We start from the raw sequence: 19,757 nt of genomic DNA, 5'->3' as shown, positions 1-19,757 counted from the left end.
GCACGGGCGGCTCCCCGGTCACGTCTAGGAGAAGCCGATGCTGAAGTCGTGACCCCATAGGCTGACCGCAGTGCTCTCCCGCGCGACCCAGCCGTGATCATCGACCTGCAAACCCTCACAACCGAATTCGACGTCGAACCCGCCGGGGGTCTTCATGTAGAACGACAGCATCTTGTCGTTCACGTGCCTGCCCATCGTGGCCGACATCGGCACCTTGCGGCGCAGCGCGCGGTCGAGGCACAGGCCGACGTCATCGGAGTCGCCCACCTCGACCATCAGGTGCACGATGCCGCTCGGCGTCTCCCCCGGCATGAAGGCCAGGCTGTGGTGGCGCGGATTGACGCCGAAGAACCGTAGCCACGCGGGCGCGCCGTCGGCGGGCCTGCCGACGAGCTGCGGTGGCAGTCGCATCGAGTCGCGCAGGTAGAAACCGAGCACATCGCGGTAGAAGTGCAGCGACTCAGCATCGTCCTTCGTGGTCAGCACCACGTGGCCGAGGCCTTGTTCTTCGGTGATGAACTTGTGGCCGTAGGGGCTGACGACCCGGCGGTGTTCGAGCGCCACGCCGTGGAACACCTCCAGGGTGTTGCCCGATGGGTCGTCGAACGTGATCATCTCGTCGACGCGGCGATCGGCCAGTTCGGCGGCCGTCGCCTCCTTGTATGGCGTGCCCTCTACGTCGAGCCGGTTACGGATGTCCTGCAGCGCGGCGGCGTTCGCCGTCTCCCAGCCGGATTGAAGCAGCCGGTCGTTCTCGCCGGGAACGATGACCAGCCGAGCCGGGAACTCGTCCATCCGGAGATAGAGCGCACCTTCGGTTGCCCCCGAGCCTTCCACCATGCCGAGGACCTTCAGCCCGTACTCGCGCCATGCCGCGATGTCGGTGGCCTCGATCCGCAGGTAGCCCAGAGATTTGATGCTCATGACCCACCTCCGAGGAAGTCAACAGTGAGCTTGTTGAACTCGTCGAACTTCTCCAGCTGTGCCCAGTGTCCGCACTGTCCGAAGACGTGCAACTGCACACGCGGAATCTGTTTGAGCGCGACGAGCGCGCCGTCGAGCGGGTTGACGCGATCCTCCCGACCCCAGATCAGAAGCACCCGCTGCCGCAACTTGTAGACCTCGCGCCACATCATGCCGAGTTCGAAATCGGGACCTGCGAACGACTTTCCCATTGCCCGAGCAGCCGCGAGCGACTCCGGCTGGCTGGCGATCGCGAACCTTTCGTCGATGAGCTCGGGCGTGACGAGCTTCTGGTCGAAGACCATGATGCGCAGGAACTTCTCCATGTTCTCGCGCGTCGGCTCGGCGGTGAACCTGCCCAGTAGCTTGACGCCCTCGGTCGGGTCGGGCGCGAACAGGTTGACCGACAGCCCGCCCGGCCCCATCAACACCAACCTGCCTGCCCGCTCGGGGTTGTCCAGCGCGAACCGGACAGCGGTACCGCCGCCCAACGAATTGCCTACCAGCGCAGCGCGATCGATCTGAAGGTGATCGAACAGATTGAGCACCGCGGTCGCGCTGTAGCGGTTGTACTGCTCATGTTCGGTGTGCTTGTCGGAGTGTCCGTAGCCCGGCTGGTCGACCGCGATCACGTGGAAGTGCTTGGCCAGCACGCCGATGTTGCGCCCGAAGTTCGACCAGCTCGACGCCCCGGGCCCGCCGCCGTGCAGCAGCACCACCGTGTCCTCGTTGCCGACACCGGCCTCGTGATAGTGCAGCCGCATGTCCAAAGACCCCGAGCGGACCTGCGCATACCGGGAGGTCGACTCGAACGTGATCTCTTGCTGTTGAGCGGCTTCGGCGGCGAATGACGTCATCAGACCATCGTGTCCTGGGGCGGCAGCCCGAACTCGTTGTTACCGAAGATCAGGTAGGCGCGTTCCGGGTCGTTGGCGGCGTGCACACGGCCCGCGTGCGCGTCGCGCCAGAACCGTTGCACCGGGGCGTCGTTGTTCAGCGCGGTGGCGCCCGACGCCTCGAACAGCCGGTCGACGGAGGCGATGGCCCGTCCGGTGGCGCGCACCTGGTCGCGACGGGCGCGGGCCCGCAGCTCGAACGGGATCTCCTTGCCCCCCTTCAGGAGCGCGAATTCGTCGCCGACGTTGCCGATCAACTGGCGCCACGCGGCGTCGATGTCGCTGGCCGCCTCGGCGATGCGGACCTTTGCGAACGGGTCGTCCTTGGCCTTCTCGCCTGCGAACGCGGCACGCACGCGCTTGCCCTGATGCTCGACGTGGGCGTCGTAGGCGCCGTACGCCATGCCGACGATCGGCGCCGAAATCGTAGTGGGATGAACTGTGCCCCAAGGCATCTTGTACACCGGCGCGGTGTTCGTCTGCAGCCCTCCCGCGGTGCGGTCGTTCATCGACTTGTACGACAGGAACCGGTGCCGAGGCACGAAGACGTCCTTGACGACGAGCGTGTTGCTGCCGGTTCCCCTCAAGCCGACCACGTGCCAGACGTCGTCGATGCGGTACTCGCTGCGTGGGATGAGGAAGCTGCCGAAGTCGACCGGCTTGCCGTCCTTGATCACCGGGCCGCCGACGAAAGTCCACGTCGCGTGGTCACATCCCGACGACCAGTTCCAGGAGCCGCTGACGAGGTAGCCGCCGTCGACCACGTGTCCCGCACCCATCGGTGCGTACGACGAGGAGATGCGCACGGTCGGGTCGGCGCCCCACACCTCTTCCTGCGCCTGCTGGTCGAACAGGGCCAGGTGCCAGTTGTGCACGCCGACGATCGAGCTGACCCACCCGGTCGATCCGCACGCCGTCGCGATGCGACGCACCGCTTCGTAGAACGCCGTCGGATCGCACTGAAGGCCGCCCCACTGCTCGGGCTGGAGCAGTTTGAAGAAGCCGACCTCGTCGAGCTCTGCGACCGTCTCGTCCGGCAGCCGTCGAAGGTCTTCCGTCGCCTGCGCTCGCTTGGCGATCAGCGGCAGCAGATCGTCGATGCCGGCTAGGACCGACTGCACGTCACGCTGTTCAATGGACGTCACTGATTTGCCTCCCGAGCTAAAGGACCTGGCGATGAGCGCTGGCGCGAAGAGCAGATCGCTTAGGAAAAGATTAGAACACGTTACGATTTGTGTCGAGCAGCGCATTCCTGTGGCGGCTGGACCTGCGCACATGCATTTCTGTAACCTGTTCTAGTTATGGCCCCCGGGCCGGAGTAGAAAGGGCAACCGCGTGACGGATGAGCCGCTCGGTAGCCACGTGCTGGAACTGCAGGTGGCCGAGGTCGTCGTCGAGACCGACGACGCGCGCTCGCTGGTGTTCTGTGTTCCGGATGGTCCCGACGCTCCCGAGATTCCCGCCGACCGGCTGCGTTATCAGCCGGGACAGTTCCTCACGCTGCGGGTGCCCAGCGAGCGCACCGGCTGTGTCGCCCGCTGCTACTCGCTGTGCAGTTCCCCGCACACCGGCGACCCGTTGACGGTCACAGTCAAACGGACCGACGGCGGATACGCCTCGCACTGGCTGTGCGACAACGCCCACCCCGGCATGCGCATCCACGCGCTGGCGCCGTCGGGAAACTTCGTGCCCAAGACGCTGGACACCGATTTCCTGCTACTGGCCGCGGGCAGCGGCATCACGCCGATGATGGCGATCTGCAAGTCGGCTCTTGCCGAGGGCAATGGCCGCGTCGTGCTGATCTACGCCAACCGCGACGAGAACTCCGTCATCTTCGGTGTCGCGCTGCGGGAACTCGCCGCGAAGTACCCTGACCGGCTGACGGTCGTGCACTGGCTGGAATCCGTGCAGGGACTGCCGAGTGCGGCCGCGCTGTCCGCTCTCGCCGCTCCGTACGCCGGCCACGACGCATACATCTGCGGGCCCGGGCCGTTCATGGCGGCGGCCGAAGAGGCGATGAAGAACGCGGGCGCCGCCGCCGACCGGATCCATATCGAGGTGTTCAAGTCGCTGGAGTCGGATCCGTTCGCCAGGGTGGTGATTGCGGCCGAAGATTCAGACGACAGCGACGAGGGGCCTGCGACAGCGATCGTCACGCTCGACGGTGAGAGGCACGAAATACGCTGGCCCCGCAGCGCGAAACTGCTCGACGTGCTGCTCGACAAGGGTCTCGACGCGCCGTTCTCCTGCCGCGAGGGCCACTGCGGCGCCTGCGCCGTTCTGAAGAAGAGCGGCGATGTCGAGATGGAGGTCAACGACGTGCTCGAGCAGCAGGATCTCGACGAGGGCCTGATCCTCGGCTGCCAGGCGCGACCACGCTCGGATTCCGTGGAAGTCACCTACGACGAATAAGCGCCGGGCTACCATTCGCCGCACTGGAGGGGAGCACAAATGAATCGGCTTGCAGCAGCAGGCGCGGCGGCAGCGCTGACCGCGGTGCTCACGCATCCCGCAACGGCGACGGCCGCGTCCAACACCGCAACCACCTCGATCCCGGTCGATCCGGCGACCAACATCGAGATGCACGTCACCGCCAACTGCGTGTCGGCGGAGAACAGATGCTATTTCGACACCACCGCCAACCTGACGACACCCGACGGGCCGACCGGTTTTCCCGGTGACACCTGGGCCCGGCAGACCATCACTGTTCGCGGTTCCGGGCGCGACGTATGGCAGGAAGCCTCCTACAGCGCCCCCTCGGGCAACCCGCGCGAGGTCAAGGGCGCGAACCACGAGAACGTGCTCTCGAAGATGTACAAGGCGACCAACAACGTCGAGATCTCGATCACCTACTTCGGCGGTGGACCGATCGAGCGCTTCAAGGCCGACGGCGATTCGGTGCCCACCGACTGGGCCACCGGGCGTCCGAACACCCAGGCCGCCTTCTTCGCGTGCTCGCAGATCCAGGTCGTCTACGGAGGAGTGAACCTCACCACGCCGACGGCCTGCGCGCAGACCACGTTCAGCTGAACTTCCCCGCCGTCGGCAACCGTCGGCGGACAGCCGCACGAGCGCGCTCGAACACCGCTGCGTCTCCTTGGAGAACGAAAGTCGTACTGGCGGACGCCAGAATCGCGTTGAGCTCGAAAGCGAGCTGGGCCGGATCCACGCCTGCCTCCAGTTGCCCGACTTCCATCGCCTTGCGGGCAAGCCGCTCCAACAGCCGGCTCCAGTCCCGTTGCTGCGCAGCGACCGCGTCACGCAACGGACCCGGACGGGTTCCGACGTCGGCGGCCGCCACTGCGAAGAAGCATCCGCCGGGGAAGACGCGCCGCTCGATGTGAGACAGGAACGCGTCGCATGCGGCGTACAGGCGCCCGGTGCCCTGTGGTGCGTCAAGGGCAGGCACGAACACCTCGGCGACGAAGGTCTCCCGCGCAGACGCGACGGTCGCCAGTTGGAGGTCTTCTTTCGAGCCGAAGTGAGCGTACAGACCGCTCTTGCTCATCCCGAGCGCTGTGGCGAGCGCGCCGATGGAGAGACCGTCCAGTCCATCGACTGTCGCGAGACGCGCGGCCTCCATGAGGATCGCGGCCCTGGTGCGCTCGCCCTACGACCGCTGTTTCACGGCATTGAGCATAAAGGAACGACCGTGCTATTACCGTATTCGCCAAAAGCACGCTCGTGCTTTTCGCCACTACGGCGAGGTAGCAGGACTGCTAGCGGGGCAGGCCGAGCAGCCGTTCGCCTGCCATCGTGAGCAGGATCTGCTCGGTGCCGCCCGCGATGGTCAGGCAGCGCGTGTTGAGGAAGTCGTGGACGGTGTTTCCGTCCTCGATCACGCCGGCTCCCTCGGTCAGCTCCATACGGAATTCCGACAGCGCCTGCCGATACCGCACGCCGATCAGCTTGCGGGCGCTGGCCTGCGGACCTGGGTCGGCGCCGCCGACCGCCAGCTGTGCGATGCGCTGGTCCAGCAGCGAGCCGACCTGGGCGGCAAGAATCAACCGGCCCAGCTGGCCGGCCACCACAGGGTCCAATTCGAGCGCGACCACCGAACGCAGCAGCTCTTCCATCGGGTTGCCGAGGGCCGTGCCGTGGGCCATCGCGACGCGCTCGTTGGCCAGCGTCGTACGCGCCAGCCGCCAGCCGTCGTTGACCTCGCCGACGACCATCTCGTCGGGCACGAACATGTCGTCGAAGAACACCTCGTTGAACAAGTTGTCGCCGGTGATCTCCCGCAACGGCCGGATGTCGATGCCAGGCGAGGACATGTCGACGAGGAAATACGTGATGCCCTTGTGCTTCGGCGCATCGGGGTCGGTGCGCGCCAGGCAGACACCCCACTGCGCCTTGTGCGCGGCAGATGTCCACACCTTCTGCCCGGTCAGCTTCCAACCGCCATCGGCGCGAACAGCTTTGGTGCGCAGCGAAGCCAAGTCCGAGCCGGCGCCGGGCTCACTGAAGAGCTGGCACCAGATCAGCTCGCCGCTCAGCGTTGGGGGCACGAACTGCTCGATCTGCTGCCGGCTGCCGTGCTCCAGGATGGTCGGTGCCGCCCACCAGCCGATCACCAGATCAGGACGCTCGACGCCCGCCTCGGCGAGTTCGCGATCGATCAACAGCTGCTCGGCGGGCGAGGCGTCCCTGCCGTACGGCGCCGGCCAGTGCGGTGCCTGCAGGCCGGCCTCGGCGAGCGCGATCTGCCGCTTCTCGGCGGGCTGGGCCGCGACATCGGCCACCGCGGCGGCGATCTCGGGTTGCAGGTGCTCGACGGATGCCAAGTCGATGTGCAGTTCGCGGCGCACGCCTTGCTGCGTCAGCGTCGCGACGCGTCGCAGCCAGCGTGACGAGCCGCCGAGGAACTGCGAAATGCCGTACGCCCGGCGCAGATACAGGTGTGCGTCGTGCTCCCAGGTGATGCCGATGCCGCCGAGCACCTGGATGCAGTCTTTGGCGTTGGCCTTGGCGAACTCGATGCCCGCGGCGGCCGCGACGGCGGCGGCGATCGACAGCTGTGATTCGTCGGAGCCGTTGGCGGCGCGCGCCGCATCGCCCGCGGCCACCGCGGCCTGCTCGGAACGCAGCAGCATCTCGGCGCACATGTGCTTGATCGCCTGGAAGCTACCGATCGGCTTACCGAACTGTTCGCGAACCTTCGCGTATTCGGTGGCGGTGTGCAGCGTCCACCTTGCCAACCCGGCGGCCTCGGCGGCCTGCACCGTCGCGGCGAGGTCCTCGACCCGTCGCTGTGAAACGGGCAGCGCCTCGGCGGGTGCGTCGGCGAGGATGACCCGGGCCAGTGGGCGGGAGAAGTCGGTCGGCGTCAGCGGTTCGACGGCCACGCCGTCGGCGGTGGCATCGACGAGGATGAACTTCTCGCCGGCCGGCAGCAGCAGCAGCCCGTCGGCGGTGGCACCCGACACGTATTCGGCGGTGCCGGAGGCCCGGCCGTCGTCGAATGTCACGTCGGCGCTCAGCGTGAGTCCTGCGGTGCGCCGGCCGCAGGCCAACGCCTCCAACAGGTCGGCCCGCGAACTCGGCACGACGAGGGTGGCAACGGCGGTGCCGGCGATCGGGCCGGGGACCAGCGCGGCGGCGGCCTCCTCGACCATCGCGCACAGGTCGTCGACCGTGCCGTCGGCCCCGCCGGATTCCTCGGGCACGGCCACGCCGAAGATCCCTAGTTGGGCCAGGCTCGTGTAGGGCGCACGCCACGATTCCGGATCGCCCTGCTCGATCTCGCGGGCCGCCTTGACGGCGGCGGACCCCGCGGCCCAGCTGCGGACCAGCTCACGCGCGGCGAACTGCTCGTCGGTGGCGGTCGCTGACGCCTGCGACATTTGGAGTCTCCTCAGCCTTCGCGTGGGAAGGGACTGACTTCTCACTAGAACGTGTTCTAATAGTGCCAGCCATCGAGCGTCAAGTCGAACGCCGTTACAGCAGGACACGTCGGTGGGCAATAGGCACTGAAGTGAGAAAACATGGATCGGCATGCGTATCGTTTCCTACGACACTGCATGATGAAGGAGCTGTCCGCCGGATGTCCGGGATGTCACAGCCAGCACAACCCAACCCGTCTTCGGGTTCAGAGTCCCGGCCACCCCAGGTGATGCCGGTGTCTGTGCTCGCCGAATCCGAACTCGGGTCGGAAGCCCAGCGCGAGCGCCGCAAGCGAATCCTCGACGCCACCCTCGCCATCGCCTCCAAGGGCGGTTACGAAGCCGTGCAGATGCGTGCGGTGGCAGAGCGCGCCGACGTCGCCGTCGGCACCCTCTACCGCTACTTCCCGTCCAAGGTGCACCTGCTGGTGTCCGCCCTCGGCCGCGAGTTCGAGCGCATCGACGCCAAGACCGACCGCGCTGCGCTGGCGGGCGGCACGCCGTATCAGCGGCTCAACCTCATGGTGGGCAAGCTGAACCGGGCGATGCAGCGCAACCCGCTGCTGACCGAGGCGATGACCCGGGCCTTCGTGTTCGCCGACGCATCGGCTGCCGGCGAGGTCGATCACGTCGGCAAGCTGATGGACTCGATGTTCGCGCGCGCCATGAGCGAGGGTGAGCCGACCGAGGACCAGTACCACATCGCCAGGGTGATCTCGGACGTCTGGCTGTCCAATCTGCTGGCCTGGCTGACGCGCCGGGCGTCGGCGACCGATGTGAGCAAGCGACTCGACCTTGCCGTTCGTCTGCTCATCGGCGACGGCGAGCACCCTAAGATTTGACGCGTGCTCCCGGTCGAATTGCAGCGCGCGCTCGATGCCCTTGCCGCAGTTCCTCGGCTGCTGGTCGCCTGTGACTTCGACGGGACCCTCGCCCCGATCGTCGACGATCCAGCCGACGCCCGACCATTACCCGCCGCCGCGGAATCCTTGGTCGAGCTCGCGAGGTTGCCATCGACACACGTCGCGCTGGTCTCCGGCCGTGCGCTCAGCGTGTTGAAGGAGCTCGCCCGCATGCCGCCGGAGGTTAATTTCGTGGGCAGCCACGGCGCCGAGTTCGACGCCGGATTCGCACACCAGGTCGATGAATCCCTTCTGGCTCGAATCACCAATGCGCTCAACGACATTGCTACCTACCGCCCAGGGGTCACGGTTGAGTCCAAACCGGCCAGCGTGGCGCTGCATGTGCGAAATGCCACCCAGGCGGACGGCGACGCGGCACTGCGCGAAGCGCGCGCGGCCGCGACATCCTGGGATGCTGAACTCACAGAGGGCAAGGCCGTGCTCGAATTCGCGGTCATCTCCACCGACAAGGGTGAGGCCGTCGACATCCTGCGCGAACGGTATGACGCGGCAGCGGTCGCGTTCATGGGCGACGACGTCACCGACGAGAAGGCGTTCCGCCGACTGCGCGATTCCGATGTCGGCGTCAAGGTCGGCGAAGGCGAGACGCTGGCCGAATACCGAGTCCGCTCGCCCGACGACGTCGCAGACGTGCTCGAGTACCTGCTTCGCGCGCGACGCGCCTGACTCAGCCCGGCGGCCCCGAGGTGCGACCGCGGATCAGCTCCGTGTCGAGCACGTCGATCGCCGGTAGCCCGGACCGCGGCGGGTTGTGCAGCAGTCGTCCTGCCCGCACGCCCTTTTCGAGGCTTGGCTGTTTCACCGTCGTCAGGCCGCGGCGCAGCGCTTCGGGCACGCCGTCGAATCCGGCCACCGTCATCTGGCCGGGCACATAGATTCCGCGCGCGCGCAGATAATCCATCGCCGAGAGGGCCAGCACGTCCGCGGTGCAGATCAACGCCGTGATACGCGAGTTGGCCTCGAGCGCAACCTCTGCCGCCACCCCGCCCGAAGTCGATTGATGCTCGTAGCTTTCCACTACGGTCAGCGACGCCGGATCCAGCCCCGCGTCGATCATGGCGTCGTAAACACCGTGGATCCGTTCCCGTTGCACGTGAAAGTTCGGTGTCCGCAGCCGATCCGGGTTTGCGACCGACGGCTTGCCGCCGCCCGGCGGGCGTTCCCTGCCCAGCCGCATGGTCAGCAGCCCGATCTCGCGGTGGCCCAGCTCCACAACGTATTTGGCCAGTCCGGCCATGCCCGCCCGATCGTCGATACAGATCCGGGAGGCTGCGGGCACATCCTTGGGCTGGTCGACGACGACCACCGGCAGATGCCGCTGCAGCACGACCTGTAAATACGGGTCGTCGTCGGATGCGGAGTACACCACGAAGCCGTCGACACCCGCAGCGAGCACGGCGGCCGATCCGTCGCTCACCGACCGGTTCGGCCCGACCGCGACCAGCAGCAGCCCCTGGCCCGCGTCCTCACACGACTCCGCCAGCCCGGCGACGAAGTCCAGCGCGGTGGGATCGCTGAACGAATAGTTCAGCGGTTCGGTCATCACCAGGCCGACAGCGCCGGCCCTGCGGGTGCGCAGCGAGCGGGCCACCGGGTCGGGCCCGGGATACCCGAGCCGTTTGGCCGTCGCCAACACCCGTTCGCGTAGATCTGCTGATAGTTGGTCGGGCCGGTTGTAGGCGTTGGAGATCGTGGTCCGCGAAACCTTGAGCTCGGCGGCAAGGGAAGCCAGGGTCGCCCGACGCCGCGGCGTGGGACCCCTGTTCATGGTGTGACGTTAGCTGACGTTCCTGTTCGCACAGCGGCACCGGTTGCGTTAGAGTTATTGGAAACGGTTTTCATTTGTATTAGGAGGATGTCGGTGCGCGCGACGGCGATCGGACTGGCAGTGGCGCTGGCGGCGGCCGTGTTCGCCGCGGCGGGTTGTGGCCAGAGCGCGTCAGGTCAGGATCACGGCGGCGTCGACGTCGTCGCAAGCACCGACGTGTGGGGCAGTGTGGCCGCCGCCGTGGCGGGCCCGCTTGCATCGGTGAAATCGATCGAGACCGGCGCGAACGCCGACCCGCACTCGTTCGAAGCGACTCCCGCCGATGTCGCCGAGATCACCGACGCGTCGCTGCTGGTCTACAACGGCGGCGGGTACGACCACTGGGTCGACGACGTGCTGGCGGGTAAGCCCGAGGCCAACGCCGTCGACGCCTACTCGCTGCGCGGCACACAGGGACCGGCGAATGAGCACGTCTTCTACGACGTCGGCATCGCCAAGGCCGTCGCCGACGAGATCGCGAAGCGGCTCGCCCAGATCGACTCTGCGCATGCAGACGAATACCACGCCAACGCAACCGCATTCGGACGGCAGGCCGACGACATCGCGGCCGCGGAGCGGGCCATCGGACAGGCGCACCCGTCGGGGTCGGTGGTGGCGACCGAACCGGTGGCGTTCTACCTGCTGCGCAATGCCGGCATAGCCGACCGCACCCCGCCCGGCTTCGCCAGTGCGGTGGAGGAGGGCGACGATCCGTCACCCGCCGACGTCGCCGCGATGCTCGACCTCATCAACAGCCACCAGGTATCGGTGCTGCTGTTCAACCCGCAGACCGAGACTGCGGCCACCAGACAGATCGAGGACGCGGCCCGGCGGGCGTCGCTGCCGGTGGTCACGGTGACCGAAACCCTTCCCCAAGGCGTCGACTATCTGACGTGGCAGCGCAATACCGTCGACAAGTTGGCGAGCCAATTCGACAAAGCGCCACAGACGAATCGATAGTGACCTGGTGGAGGCTTCAGACGTCGTCGACCTGAAGGGCGGCCGGCTCGCCTTCGGCGACCGGGTGTTGTGGGACGAACTGGACCTGTGTGTGCGGGCGGGCGAGTTCATCGCGGTGCTCGGGCCGAACGGGACTGGCAAGACCTCGCTGCTCAAGGTGCTCCTCGGTGAGCTGCCGCTGTCGGCAGGCACGGTCACGGTTGCGGGCAGGCCGGTGACCGAGGGCAGCGAGCTGATCGGCTATGTGCCGCAACACCGGGCCGTCGACCGCGGCCTGACGTTGCGCGGCAGGGACATGGTCAGGCTCGGCCTCGACGGTCATCGCTGGGGTGTGACGAGCATGCGGCCCGCCGAGCGGACCCGACGACGCGCAGCGGTGCAGACGGCTCTAAAGCAGGTGAACGCCGGCCGCCTGGCCGACGTGGCCGTCGGGGTGATGTCCGGTGGAGAGTTGCAACGTGTCCGGGTCGCGCAGGCGCTCGCCAGCGATCCCGTGCTCCTGCTGTGCGACGAACCGCTGCTCAACCTCGACCCGGCCAACGCGCGGCTGGTGTCCTCGCTCATCGATCAGCGAAGGCGCGACGCCGAAACTGCAGTGCTGTTCGTCACGCACGAGGTGAATCCCGTTCTGCCGTATATAGATCGGGTGCTCTACCTCGTCGACGGGCGGTTTCGCGTCGGCACCGTCGATGAGGTGATGACCTCGGACACGCTCTCCGCGCTCTACCGCGCCGACATTCAGGTGGTAAAGGTGCACGGCCGCTACGTCGTCGTCGGCGAACACATCGACCATTCCGGCCACACGAGCGGGCACACCCATGAATGACCGGCTCACCGATCTTCTCGCGCACCTGTTCGCATTCGACGTCACCGCCGATCTCCTTGGCCGCGACTTCGTGCAGAAGGCATTGCTGGCGGCCACCCTACTGGCGCTCGTCGCCGGCCTGATCGGGCCGTTCATCATCATGAGGCAGATGTCGTTCGCGGTGCACGGATCCAGCGAATTGTCCTTGACCGGAGCGGCTTTCGCGTTGCTGACCGGGTTGAACGTCGGCCTCGGTGCGCTCGTCGGCAGTGCGCTGGCCGCCGTGTTGTTCGGCATTCTCGGGCAGCGGGCCCGCGAGCGTGACTCCGCGATCGGGGTTGTGCTGGCGTTCGGGCTCGGCCTGGCCGTGCTGTTCATCCATCTGTACCCGGGCCGCACGGGTACCAGCTTCGCGCTGCTGACCGGTCAGATCGTCGGCGTCGGCTACTCGGGGCTGGCGCTGCTCGCCGTGGTCACCGTCGTCGTGACCGTCGTGCTTGCCGCCTGTTACCGACCGCTGCTGTTCTCCACCGTCGACCCGGAGGTGGCGGCCGCGCGCGGCGTGCCGGTCCGCGCGATGGGCATCGTGTTCGCAGCGCTGGTGGGGGTGGTGGCGGCGCAAGGCGTACAGATCGTCGGCGCGCTTCTGGTGATGTCGCTGTTGATCACGCCCGCCGCAGCGGCCGCGCGGGTTTTCGTCTCCCCCGCCGCCAACATCGCCGCCTCCGTGGTCTTCGCCGAGATATCCGCCGTCGGTGGCATCTTGCTGTCGCTGGCGCCCGGGGTGCCGGTGTCGGTCTTCGTCACCACGATCTCGTTCGCGATTTTCCTGTTGTGCTGGCTCGTCGGCAGGCGGCAGCGCACCGTGCCGGCGTACTAACCCGTTTCGACGGGACGTGCCCCGTCAGAAGACCATTCGGACCACGACCCGGGATACAGCGCAGCGTCGATGCCGAGCGTCGCGAGTGCGGCCACGACCACCGATGCGGTGACGCCGGAGCCGCAGTAGGCGCCCGCGCCCTCGATATCGCCGAACAGCCGCGCCAGATCCCTCTCCTCGAGGAACGTTCCGTCCCCGGCCAGAAAGCCGGTGCTCGGTGCGTTGCAGGCGCCGGGAATGTGCCCTGCGATGGGATCGATCGGTTCGACATGGCCGAGGAATCGCTCGGGTGCCCGCGCATCGAGAAGGGTGTCGGCGGCCATCACCGTTTCGGCCGTCAGGGTGGGAAGCGCACCGGCGTACAGGTCCTCGTGAGGCACCGAGACGTCGCCGGGCTCGGGCGTCACCGGTCCGCTCTCGAGCTCGCCGGTCCAGGCGGCCAATCCGCCGTCGAGGATCCGGACGTCCTCGATACCCGCGGCGGTGAGCACCCACCATGCCCGCGCCGACCCTGCCCTGTTCCAGTCGTCGTAGACGACGACGGGTACGTCCTTGCGAATACCCCACCGACGCCCGGCGGCCTCGACTGCGCGGCCCGAGGGCAGCGGGTGACGCCCGCGCCCGGCGACCGAGTGGTCGCTGAGCTCATCCTCCAGCGAGACGTACACCGCACCAGGGATGTGCCCGCGTTCGAAGGCGTCGCGCCCGTCCGGCTCGGTCAGCTGCCATCGCACGTCCAGGATCGCCACCGGATCGCCCGCCGCCCGCAGCGCGGCCAGTTCGGTTGTGGTGATCAATACCGCGTCACGCCGTCGTCGGTCCACGCGTCCAGCGTGCCATCTAGGCTGGCTGCATGGCCTCCGTCGACCTCAACGCCGACCTTGGGGAGAGCTTCGGGACATGGCAGCTCGGCGACGACGACGCGATGCTGGGCCTGGTCACCAGCGCCAACGTCGCATGCGGGTTCCACGCGGGTGACCCGACCACGCTTCGCCGCAGCTGCGAAGAAGCCGCGAAACAGGGCGTCCGGATCGGCGCCCAGGTCGGCTACCGCGACCTCGCCGGGTTCGGCAGACGCTTCATCGACATCAGCTCTGCCGACCTCACCGCCGACGTCATTTATCAGATCGGCGCGCTACAGGCGCTCGCACACGTGGCCGGGTCGTCGGTCACGTACGTGAAACCTCATGGCGCGCTGTACAACACGATCGTCAACAACCACGACCAGGCCCGCGCGGTTGCGCAGGCCGTGCACGCCGTCGACCCTGATCTGCCGGTGCTGGGATTGGCGGGTTCGGTGTTCTTCGCCGAAGCCGACCGGCTCGGCCTGCGCACCGTGCCCGAGGCGTTCGCCGACCGGTCCTACCGCCCCGACGGACAGCTCGTGTCGCGGCGGCAGCGCAACGCGGTGCTGCACGACCCCGCGGAGATCGCCGACCGGGTGGCATCGATGGTGCAGTCCGGACGCGTTGTGGCCGTCGACGGGTCGACGATATCCATCACCGTCGAATCCGTCTGTGTCCACGGTGATTCGCCGGGCGCCGTCCAGATCGCGACCGCGGTGAGGGACCGGCTGGCGAGCGAGGGCGTGGCTCTGGCGGCTTTCGTCTGATGAGAATCAAGCCGGGCCGGCCCGATCTGCGTGACTACACAGCGTATTTCGACGTACCGGGGGCGGCTGCCGACGCACCGCTGACAGTGACCTGGGCAGGGGTCACCACCCTCCTCGTCGACGACGGCTCGTCGGCGCTGATGACCGACGGCTTCTTCTCCCGGCCGGGGTTGGCCGCCGTCGGCCTCGGCCGCATCGCGCCGTCGGCAGCGCGGATCGACGGCAGCCTCGAACGGCTGGGGGTCGACCGGCTGGAGGCCGTGTTGCCGGTGCACACCCATTTCGACCACGCGATGGATTCCGCGGTCGTCGCGCAACGCACCGGCGCGCGCATCGTCGGCGGCGAGTCGGCCGCACAGGTCGGCATCGGCGGTGGGCTCGCCGAAGACCGGGTGGTCGTCGCGACTTCCGGACAAGCCATCGCGCTCGGCGACTACGACGTGACGCTGGTGGAAGCGCAACACTGCCCCCCGGACCGGTTTCCGGGTGTGATCACCACGCCCGTCAGGCCTCCGGTCAGGACGTCGGCCTACAAGTGTGGTGAGGCGTGGTCGACGTTGGTGCACCACCGACCGTCGGATCGACGGCTGCTGATCATCGGCAGTGCAGGCTTCGTTCCCGGCGCGTTGGCCGGATACCGCGCCGAGGTCCTCTATCTCGGCATCGGGCAGCTGGGTCTGCAACCGGAGCGCTACCTCGTCGACTACTGGGCCGAGACGGTGCGGACCGTCGGCGCACGCCGCGTGGTGCTGATCCACTGGGACGACTTCTTTCGGCCACTGACCAAGCCGCTGCGCGCCCTTCCCTATGCAGGCGACGACCTCGACGTCTCGATGCGGGTGCTCACTGCACTCGCCGACGACGACGGCATACCGCTGCATCTGCCCTCGCCGTGGCAGCGCGCTGACCCGTGGAGCTGACGCTCGCGCTGGTGGCGCTGGCGGTTGTGCTGGTGTTCGCGATGGTCAAGCCGCGAGGCTGGCCGGAAGCCGTAGTGGCCATTCCCGCCGCGGCGTTGCTGATCGCGGCCGGTGTGGTGCCGCTGCGCGATGCGGCCGACGAGGTCGGGCGGTTGCTGCCCGTTGTCGCGTTCCTCGCCACCGTGCTCGTGCTGGCGCGGTTGTGCGACGACGAGGGACTGTTCGTGGCGGCAGGCGCGGCGATGGCCCGCTCCGCCGGTGGGAACACCCGGCGACTGCTGCTGAGGGTGTTCGTCATCGCGGCCGTCACGACGGCGGTGCTCAGCCTTGACGCGACCGTCGTGCTGTTGACGCCCGTGGTGCTTGCGACGACGCGCGCGCTGTGGGTGCCTGCCGAACCACACGCATACGCCACCGCGCATCTGGCCAACACCGCGTCGCTGCTGCTGCCGGTGTCGAATCTGACCAACCTGCTGGCGTTCACCGCCGCGGGACTTTCGTTCGTCCACTTCACCGCGGTGATGGCGCCGTCGTGGTTGGCCGCCGTTGTCGCCGAATACTTCTTGCTGCGTTGGCTTTTCGCCAGGGACCTCGCCGTCAAGCCGCACCCCGAGCCGACCACCGATCCGGTGAAGGTCCCGGTGTTCGTACTGGTGGTGCTGGCACTGACGTTGGCCGGGTTCGCCGTCACATCGATGCTGGGGTTTTCGCCCGCCTGGGCCGCGCTGGCGGGTGCGGTGGTTCTCGGCGTGCGCGCGCTCGCCCGGCGCGAAACATCCGTCGCCCGTATCGCCGAAGCTGCCGACGTGCCGTTCCTGGTGTTCGTGCTCTGCCTCGGCGTTGTTGTCGACGCACTGATGTTGCACGGTCTCGAATCTGCGATGCGCGGCGTGCTGCCCGGCGGCACCACGTTGCTTGCGCTGCTCGGGACAGCGGCGGTCGCGGCGGTGCTCTCGAACATGGTCAACAATCTGCCCGCGGTGCTCGTGCTGCTGCCGCTGGTGAGCTCATCGGGACCGGCGGCAGTGCTGGCGATGTTGATCGGCGTCAACATCGGGCCCAACCTGACCTACGTCGGCTCACTGGCGAACCTGCTGTGGCGCAGCGTTGTCCGCCGCGACATTCCCGTCGGGTTCCGCGAATTCAGCCGGGTCGGGCTGATCACGACACCGGTCACCCTCATCGTCGCTGTGCTGGGGCTGTGGGCAGGCATCCGGTTGTTCGGCGTTTAGGTTACGGCGCCGCGAACAACGGTGAGACGGTTGACGTCCAGTCGTTGATCGACCGCGATGCGATTAGCGAATCGGCGGGTAATCCGCAAAATTGGAGCCGTGGCCGCCTTCACCCGCTACGTGGCGCTCGGCGACTCGTTCACCGAGGGTGTCGGCGACCCGCACCCCTCGAGCCCCAACGGCTTGCGTGGATGGGCGGATCACGTCGCGGTCGCGCTGGCACAGAGAAATCCCGACCTCCGCTACGCCAACCTGGCCGTCCGCGGCAGGAGGATGGACGAAATCCTCGACGAGCAGGTTCAGACCGCCGTCATGTTCGAGCCAGATCTCGTCACCATCTACGCGGGGATGAACAACCTGCTGCTGCTGCGCAACGACATCGATGACATGATGGCCAGATACGCCGAGGGCCTCAAGAAACTGCAGCAGACGGGTGCGACGGTGCTCGCATTCACCGCCGCGGACCTCGGCACGGTACCGCTGTTCCGGCGGCTGAGGGGCCGCGCCGCGATCTACAACGAACTGCTGCGCGGCATCGCCGACGATCTCGATCTTGGGCTGGTGGATTTCTGGCGGTTCGCCGAATTTCGCGACTCGCGGCTGTGGGACGGCGACCGCATCCACCTGTCACCGCTCGGCCACGAGCGCTTCGCCGCCAAAGTACTTGACGCGCTTGCTGTCTCCCACGAACTCACATCGCGGTCGGCTGCGTTGGTGTCGTCGACGGCGCCGGCGCGCGACTTTCGCTCGAACCTTCGCTGGACCGCGGCATTCGCCGCGCCGTGGATCGCCAAGCGGATGCGACTGGCCAAGCCGGGCGCGGGCATCGAGCCGAAGCGCACGACCCTGAGCAAGGTCGTTTAACCCCTTCGCTGGCGGGCAATTTCGGCCAGCACCACGCCCGCGGCCACCGACGCGTTGAGCGACTCGGTCGGCCCCGCCATCGGGATGGACACCACCGTGTCGCAGTTCTCCCGCACCAGCCGCGACAGGCCTTTGCCTTCGGAGCCGACCACCACGACCATCGGGTCTGTGCCGTCCAGTTCGTCGACCGTGATGTCGCTGTCCGCGTCCAAGCCGATCACTTGTAGCCCAGCGTCACGCCAACTCTTCAGTGTCCGAGTGAGATTCGTCGCCCTGGCCACCCTCAGCCTGGCGGCGGCGCCCGCGCTGGTGCGCCATGCCACCGCGGTGACCGACGCCGACCGGCGCTGCGGAATCAGCACCCCGTGGCCGCCGAATCCTGCCACCGAACGCACGATCGCTCCCAGGTTGCGCGGGTCGGAGATGTTGTCAAGGGCGACCAACAACGCGGGCGCACCGTCCGCGGATGCGGCCGCGAGCAGATCGTCGGGGTGTGCGTAGGAGTAGGGCGGCACCTGCAGCGCGATGCCCTGGTGCAGCCCGTTGGCACTGATGCGGTCCAGATCGTTGCGGGGTACCTCGAGGATCGAGATCCCGGCGTCGGCCGCGCGTCTCACCGATTCGGTCAGTCGCTCGTCGGCCTCGGCGCCCAGCGCCACCCAAAGCGCGGTGGCGGGCACACCGGCGCGCAGGCATTCCAACACGGGGTTGCGGCCGAGCACCACCTCGGTGTCATCGGTGCGCCTCTGCTGGCGGCGCTGTTGCTGCGTCTTCTGTTGCGTCTTCGCGCGCTTGGCGGCCGGGTGGTTCGGTCGCATGTGGGCGGGCGGGGTGGCGCCCCGGCCCTCCAGGCCGCGGCGGCGGACGCCGCCCGAGCCAACCTTGGGGCCCTTCTTGGTGCCCGCCTTGCGGATCGCGCCGCGGCGTTGCGAGTTTCCAGCCATCTACGTCGTGTACCCGTCCAGCAGCGTCCACTGCGGTCCGTCCGCGGTGTCGGTGACCTCGACGCCCGCCTTCTTGAGCCGGTCACGGATCGCGTCGGCCTCCGCCCAGTCCTTGCGCTCGCGTGCATCTTGGCGACGCTGCGTCTCCGCGTGCACCAGCACATCGATGGCAGCCAACGCCGCGGATGCCTCGTCGCGAGACTCCCACCGTTCGTCGAGCGGGTCACAGCCGAGGATGCCCATCATCGCGCGGATCGAGCGTGCGCGGGCCATCGCCGTATCGTGGTCGCCTGCCTCGAGCGCCCTGTTGCCTTCCGCACGTGCGGCGTGCACCTCCGCGAGCGCGATCGGCACCGACAGGTCATCGTCGAGAGCGGCGGCGAACGCGGGCGTCCACTCACCGGGCTCCACAGCACCGACCCGGTTGCGCACCCGATGCAGGAAGTCCTCGATACCGGTGTAGGCCTTCGCCGCATCCTGCAGTGCGGTCTCGGAGAACTCCAGCATCGACCGATAGTGCGCGCTGCCCAGGTAGTACCGCAGCTCGGTGGGCCGGACCCGTTGCAGCACAGCCGGGATAGCCAACACGTTGCCCAGCGACTTGCTCATCTTCTCGCCGCCCATGGTTACCCAGCCGTTGTGCAACCAGAACCGGGCGAATTGGTCGCCGACGGCCTCGGCCTGCGCGATCTCGTTCTCGTGGTGCGGGAAGATCAAATCCATTCCGCCCGCGTGGATGTCGAACTCGGCGCCGAGGTACGCCTCGCACATCGCGACGCATTCCGTGTGCCAGCCCGGCCTTCCGCGGCCCCACGGCGTCGGCCAGGACGGCTCGCCGGGCTTCTCGCCCTTCCACAGTGTGAAGTCGCGTTGGTCGCGCTTGCCGGATGTGGTGCCTTCGCCCTGATGGACGTCGTCGATCCGGTGGCCCGACAGCTTGCCGTAATCGGGCAGGCTCAACACATCGAAGTAGACGTCGCCGTCGGCTGCGTATGCGTGCTTGCCGTCGATCAACCGGGCGATCAACTCGATCATCTGGGTGATGTGCCCGGTCGCGCGCGGTTCGGCC

20 protein-coding genes are annotated in these 19,757 nt (G+C 67.6%); 11 read left to right on the top strand and 9 right to left on the bottom strand.

Annotated elements, in window-relative coordinates:
• Positions 1 to 24: 24 nt before the first annotated feature.
• From hsaC to hsaA, 3 genes are read right to left on the bottom strand one after another with little or no spacing between them, the layout of a single operon-like run.
• A complete protein-coding gene (hsaC, locus tag QOC76_RS17940) occupies positions 25 to 924 on the bottom strand; it encodes an iron-dependent extradiol dioxygenase HsaC (protein WP_526358772.1) in 900 nt (299 codons plus the stop codon).
• Positions 921 to 1,820 (bottom strand): 4,5:9,10-diseco-3-hydroxy-5,9,17-trioxoandrosta-1(10),2-diene-4-oate hydrolase, encoded by a 900-nt coding sequence (hsaD, locus tag QOC76_RS17935; protein ID WP_526358770.1) that lies wholly within the window; start codon positions 1,818 to 1,820, stop codon positions 921 to 923. The genes hsaC and hsaD overlap by 4 nt, the downstream gene beginning before the upstream one ends.
• Positions 1,820 to 3,004 carry a 3-hydroxy-9,10-secoandrosta-1,3,5(10)-triene-9,17-dione monooxygenase oxygenase subunit gene (hsaA, locus tag QOC76_RS17930; RefSeq protein ID WP_526358768.1) on the bottom strand — a complete coding sequence of 395 codons (1,185 nt, stop codon included), beginning with the start codon at positions 3,002 to 3,004 and terminating at the stop codon, positions 1,820 to 1,822. The genes hsaD and hsaA overlap by 1 nt, the downstream gene beginning before the upstream one ends.
• Positions 3,005 to 3,194: 190 nt before the next feature.
• Here hsaA and QOC76_RS17925 point away from each other — a divergent pair, with 190 nt between their 5' ends.
• Both QOC76_RS17925 and QOC76_RS17920 read left to right on the top strand, forming a co-directional pair.
• Entirely contained in the window at positions 3,195 to 4,271 is a 1,077-nt protein-coding gene (locus QOC76_RS17925) for a 2Fe-2S iron-sulfur cluster-binding protein (protein WP_526358766.1), read from the top strand.
• Between the two features lie 39 nt (positions 4,272 to 4,310).
• Positions 4,311 to 4,889: a hypothetical protein gene (locus QOC76_RS17920; protein WP_526358764.1), complete on the top strand. Its 579-nt coding sequence runs from the start codon at positions 4,311 to 4,313 to the stop codon at positions 4,887 to 4,889.
• Here the strand turns inward: QOC76_RS17920 and QOC76_RS17915 are convergent.
• Positions 4,882 to 5,442 (bottom strand): TetR/AcrR family transcriptional regulator, encoded by a 561-nt coding sequence (locus QOC76_RS17915; RefSeq protein ID WP_526358762.1) that lies wholly within the window; start codon positions 5,440 to 5,442, stop codon positions 4,882 to 4,884. The genes QOC76_RS17920 and QOC76_RS17915 overlap by 8 nt on opposite strands.
• Positions 5,443 to 5,578: 136 nt before the next feature.
• On the bottom strand, positions 5,579 to 7,702 hold the full coding sequence (locus QOC76_RS17910; protein ID WP_526358760.1) for an acyl-CoA dehydrogenase family protein: 2,124 nt from the start codon (positions 7,700 to 7,702) through the stop codon (positions 5,579 to 5,581).
• A gap of 275 nt (positions 7,703 to 7,977) precedes the next feature.
• Between QOC76_RS17910 and kstR the strand changes: the two genes are divergently transcribed.
• Positions 7,978 to 8,583 carry a cholesterol catabolism transcriptional regulator KstR gene (kstR, locus tag QOC76_RS17905; protein WP_199193627.1) on the top strand — a complete coding sequence of 202 codons (606 nt, stop codon included), beginning with the start codon at positions 7,978 to 7,980 and terminating at the stop codon, positions 8,581 to 8,583.
• Positions 8,584 to 8,586: 3 nt separating this feature from the next.
• Positions 8,587 to 9,330, top strand: a complete 744-nt coding sequence (otsB, locus tag QOC76_RS17900; RefSeq protein ID WP_526358757.1) for a trehalose-phosphatase — start codon at positions 8,587 to 8,589, stop codon at positions 9,328 to 9,330.
• Between the two features lies 1 nt (position 9,331).
• Here the strand turns inward: otsB and QOC76_RS17895 are convergent, their stop codons facing one another.
• A complete protein-coding gene (locus QOC76_RS17895) occupies positions 9,332 to 10,432 on the bottom strand; it encodes an Rv3575c family transcriptional regulator (protein WP_526358755.1) in 1,101 nt (366 codons plus the stop codon).
• An 87-nt stretch (positions 10,433 to 10,519) separates the two neighbouring features.
• Between QOC76_RS17895 and QOC76_RS17890 the strand changes: the two genes are divergently transcribed.
• From QOC76_RS17890 to QOC76_RS17880, 3 genes are read left to right on the top strand one after another with little or no spacing between them, the layout of a single operon-like run.
• Positions 10,520 to 11,431: a metal ABC transporter solute-binding protein, Zn/Mn family gene (locus tag QOC76_RS17890; RefSeq protein WP_526358753.1), complete on the top strand. Its 912-nt coding sequence runs from the start codon at positions 10,520 to 10,522 to the stop codon at positions 11,429 to 11,431.
• 7 nt (positions 11,432 to 11,438) lie between these two features.
• Complete coding sequence (locus QOC76_RS17885; protein WP_526358751.1) at positions 11,439 to 12,257, top strand: metal ABC transporter ATP-binding protein; 819 nt, start codon at positions 11,439 to 11,441, stop codon at positions 12,255 to 12,257.
• On the top strand, positions 12,250 to 13,116 hold the full coding sequence (locus tag QOC76_RS17880) for a metal ABC transporter permease (RefSeq protein ID WP_526358749.1): 867 nt from the start codon (positions 12,250 to 12,252) through the stop codon (positions 13,114 to 13,116). Before QOC76_RS17885 ends, QOC76_RS17880 begins: the two co-directional genes overlap by 8 nt.
• Here the strand turns inward: QOC76_RS17880 and QOC76_RS17875 are convergent.
• Positions 13,113 to 13,940: a sulfurtransferase gene (locus QOC76_RS17875; RefSeq protein WP_526358747.1), complete on the bottom strand. Its 828-nt coding sequence runs from the start codon at positions 13,938 to 13,940 to the stop codon at positions 13,113 to 13,115. The genes QOC76_RS17880 and QOC76_RS17875 overlap by 4 nt on opposite strands.
• A gap of 29 nt (positions 13,941 to 13,969) precedes the next feature.
• On the opposite strand from QOC76_RS17875, the gene QOC76_RS17870 reads away from it, so the two are divergent.
• The 4 genes from QOC76_RS17870 to QOC76_RS17855 are packed head-to-tail and all read left to right on the top strand — an operon-like array spanning position 13,970 to position 17,744.
• The gene (locus tag QOC76_RS17870; RefSeq protein WP_526358745.1) at positions 13,970 to 14,728 is read left to right on the top strand and encodes a LamB/YcsF family protein; all 759 of its coding nucleotides are present in this window, start codon (positions 13,970 to 13,972) and stop codon (positions 14,726 to 14,728) included.
• Complete coding sequence (locus tag QOC76_RS17865) at positions 14,728 to 15,648, top strand: MBL fold metallo-hydrolase (RefSeq protein WP_526358743.1); 921 nt, start codon at positions 14,728 to 14,730, stop codon at positions 15,646 to 15,648. The genes QOC76_RS17870 and QOC76_RS17865 overlap by 1 nt, the downstream gene beginning before the upstream one ends.
• On the top strand, positions 15,639 to 16,880 hold the full coding sequence (locus QOC76_RS17860) for an SLC13 family permease (protein WP_526358741.1): 1,242 nt from the start codon (positions 15,639 to 15,641) through the stop codon (positions 16,878 to 16,880). Before QOC76_RS17865 ends, QOC76_RS17860 begins: the two co-directional genes overlap by 10 nt.
• Positions 16,881 to 16,937: 57 nt before the next feature.
• Positions 16,938 to 17,744 carry an SGNH/GDSL hydrolase family protein gene (locus QOC76_RS17855; protein WP_526358739.1) on the top strand — a complete coding sequence of 269 codons (807 nt, stop codon included), beginning with the start codon at positions 16,938 to 16,940 and terminating at the stop codon, positions 17,742 to 17,744.
• On the opposite strand, the gene rlmB is transcribed toward QOC76_RS17855, so the two are convergent.
• Together rlmB and QOC76_RS17845 are read right to left on the bottom strand one after the other, a co-directional pair.
• A complete protein-coding gene (gene rlmB, locus QOC76_RS17850; protein WP_526358737.1) occupies positions 17,741 to 18,688 on the bottom strand; it encodes a 23S rRNA (guanosine(2251)-2'-O)-methyltransferase RlmB in 948 nt (315 codons plus the stop codon). The two genes, QOC76_RS17855 and rlmB, sit on opposite strands and share 4 nt — an antisense overlap.
• A partial coding sequence (locus tag QOC76_RS17845; RefSeq protein ID WP_526358735.1) for a cysteine--tRNA ligase occupies positions 18,689 to 19,757 on the bottom strand: 1,069 nt, incomplete at its 5' end.

The sequence above is a fragment of the Mycobacterium sp. genome, from assembly GCF_032159565.1.
GTDB lineage: Bacteria > Actinomycetota > Actinomycetes > Mycobacteriales > Mycobacteriaceae > Mycobacterium.
Note: the sequence above shows the minus strand (reverse complement) of the source record. Positions and strands in the feature narration are given on the sequence as shown.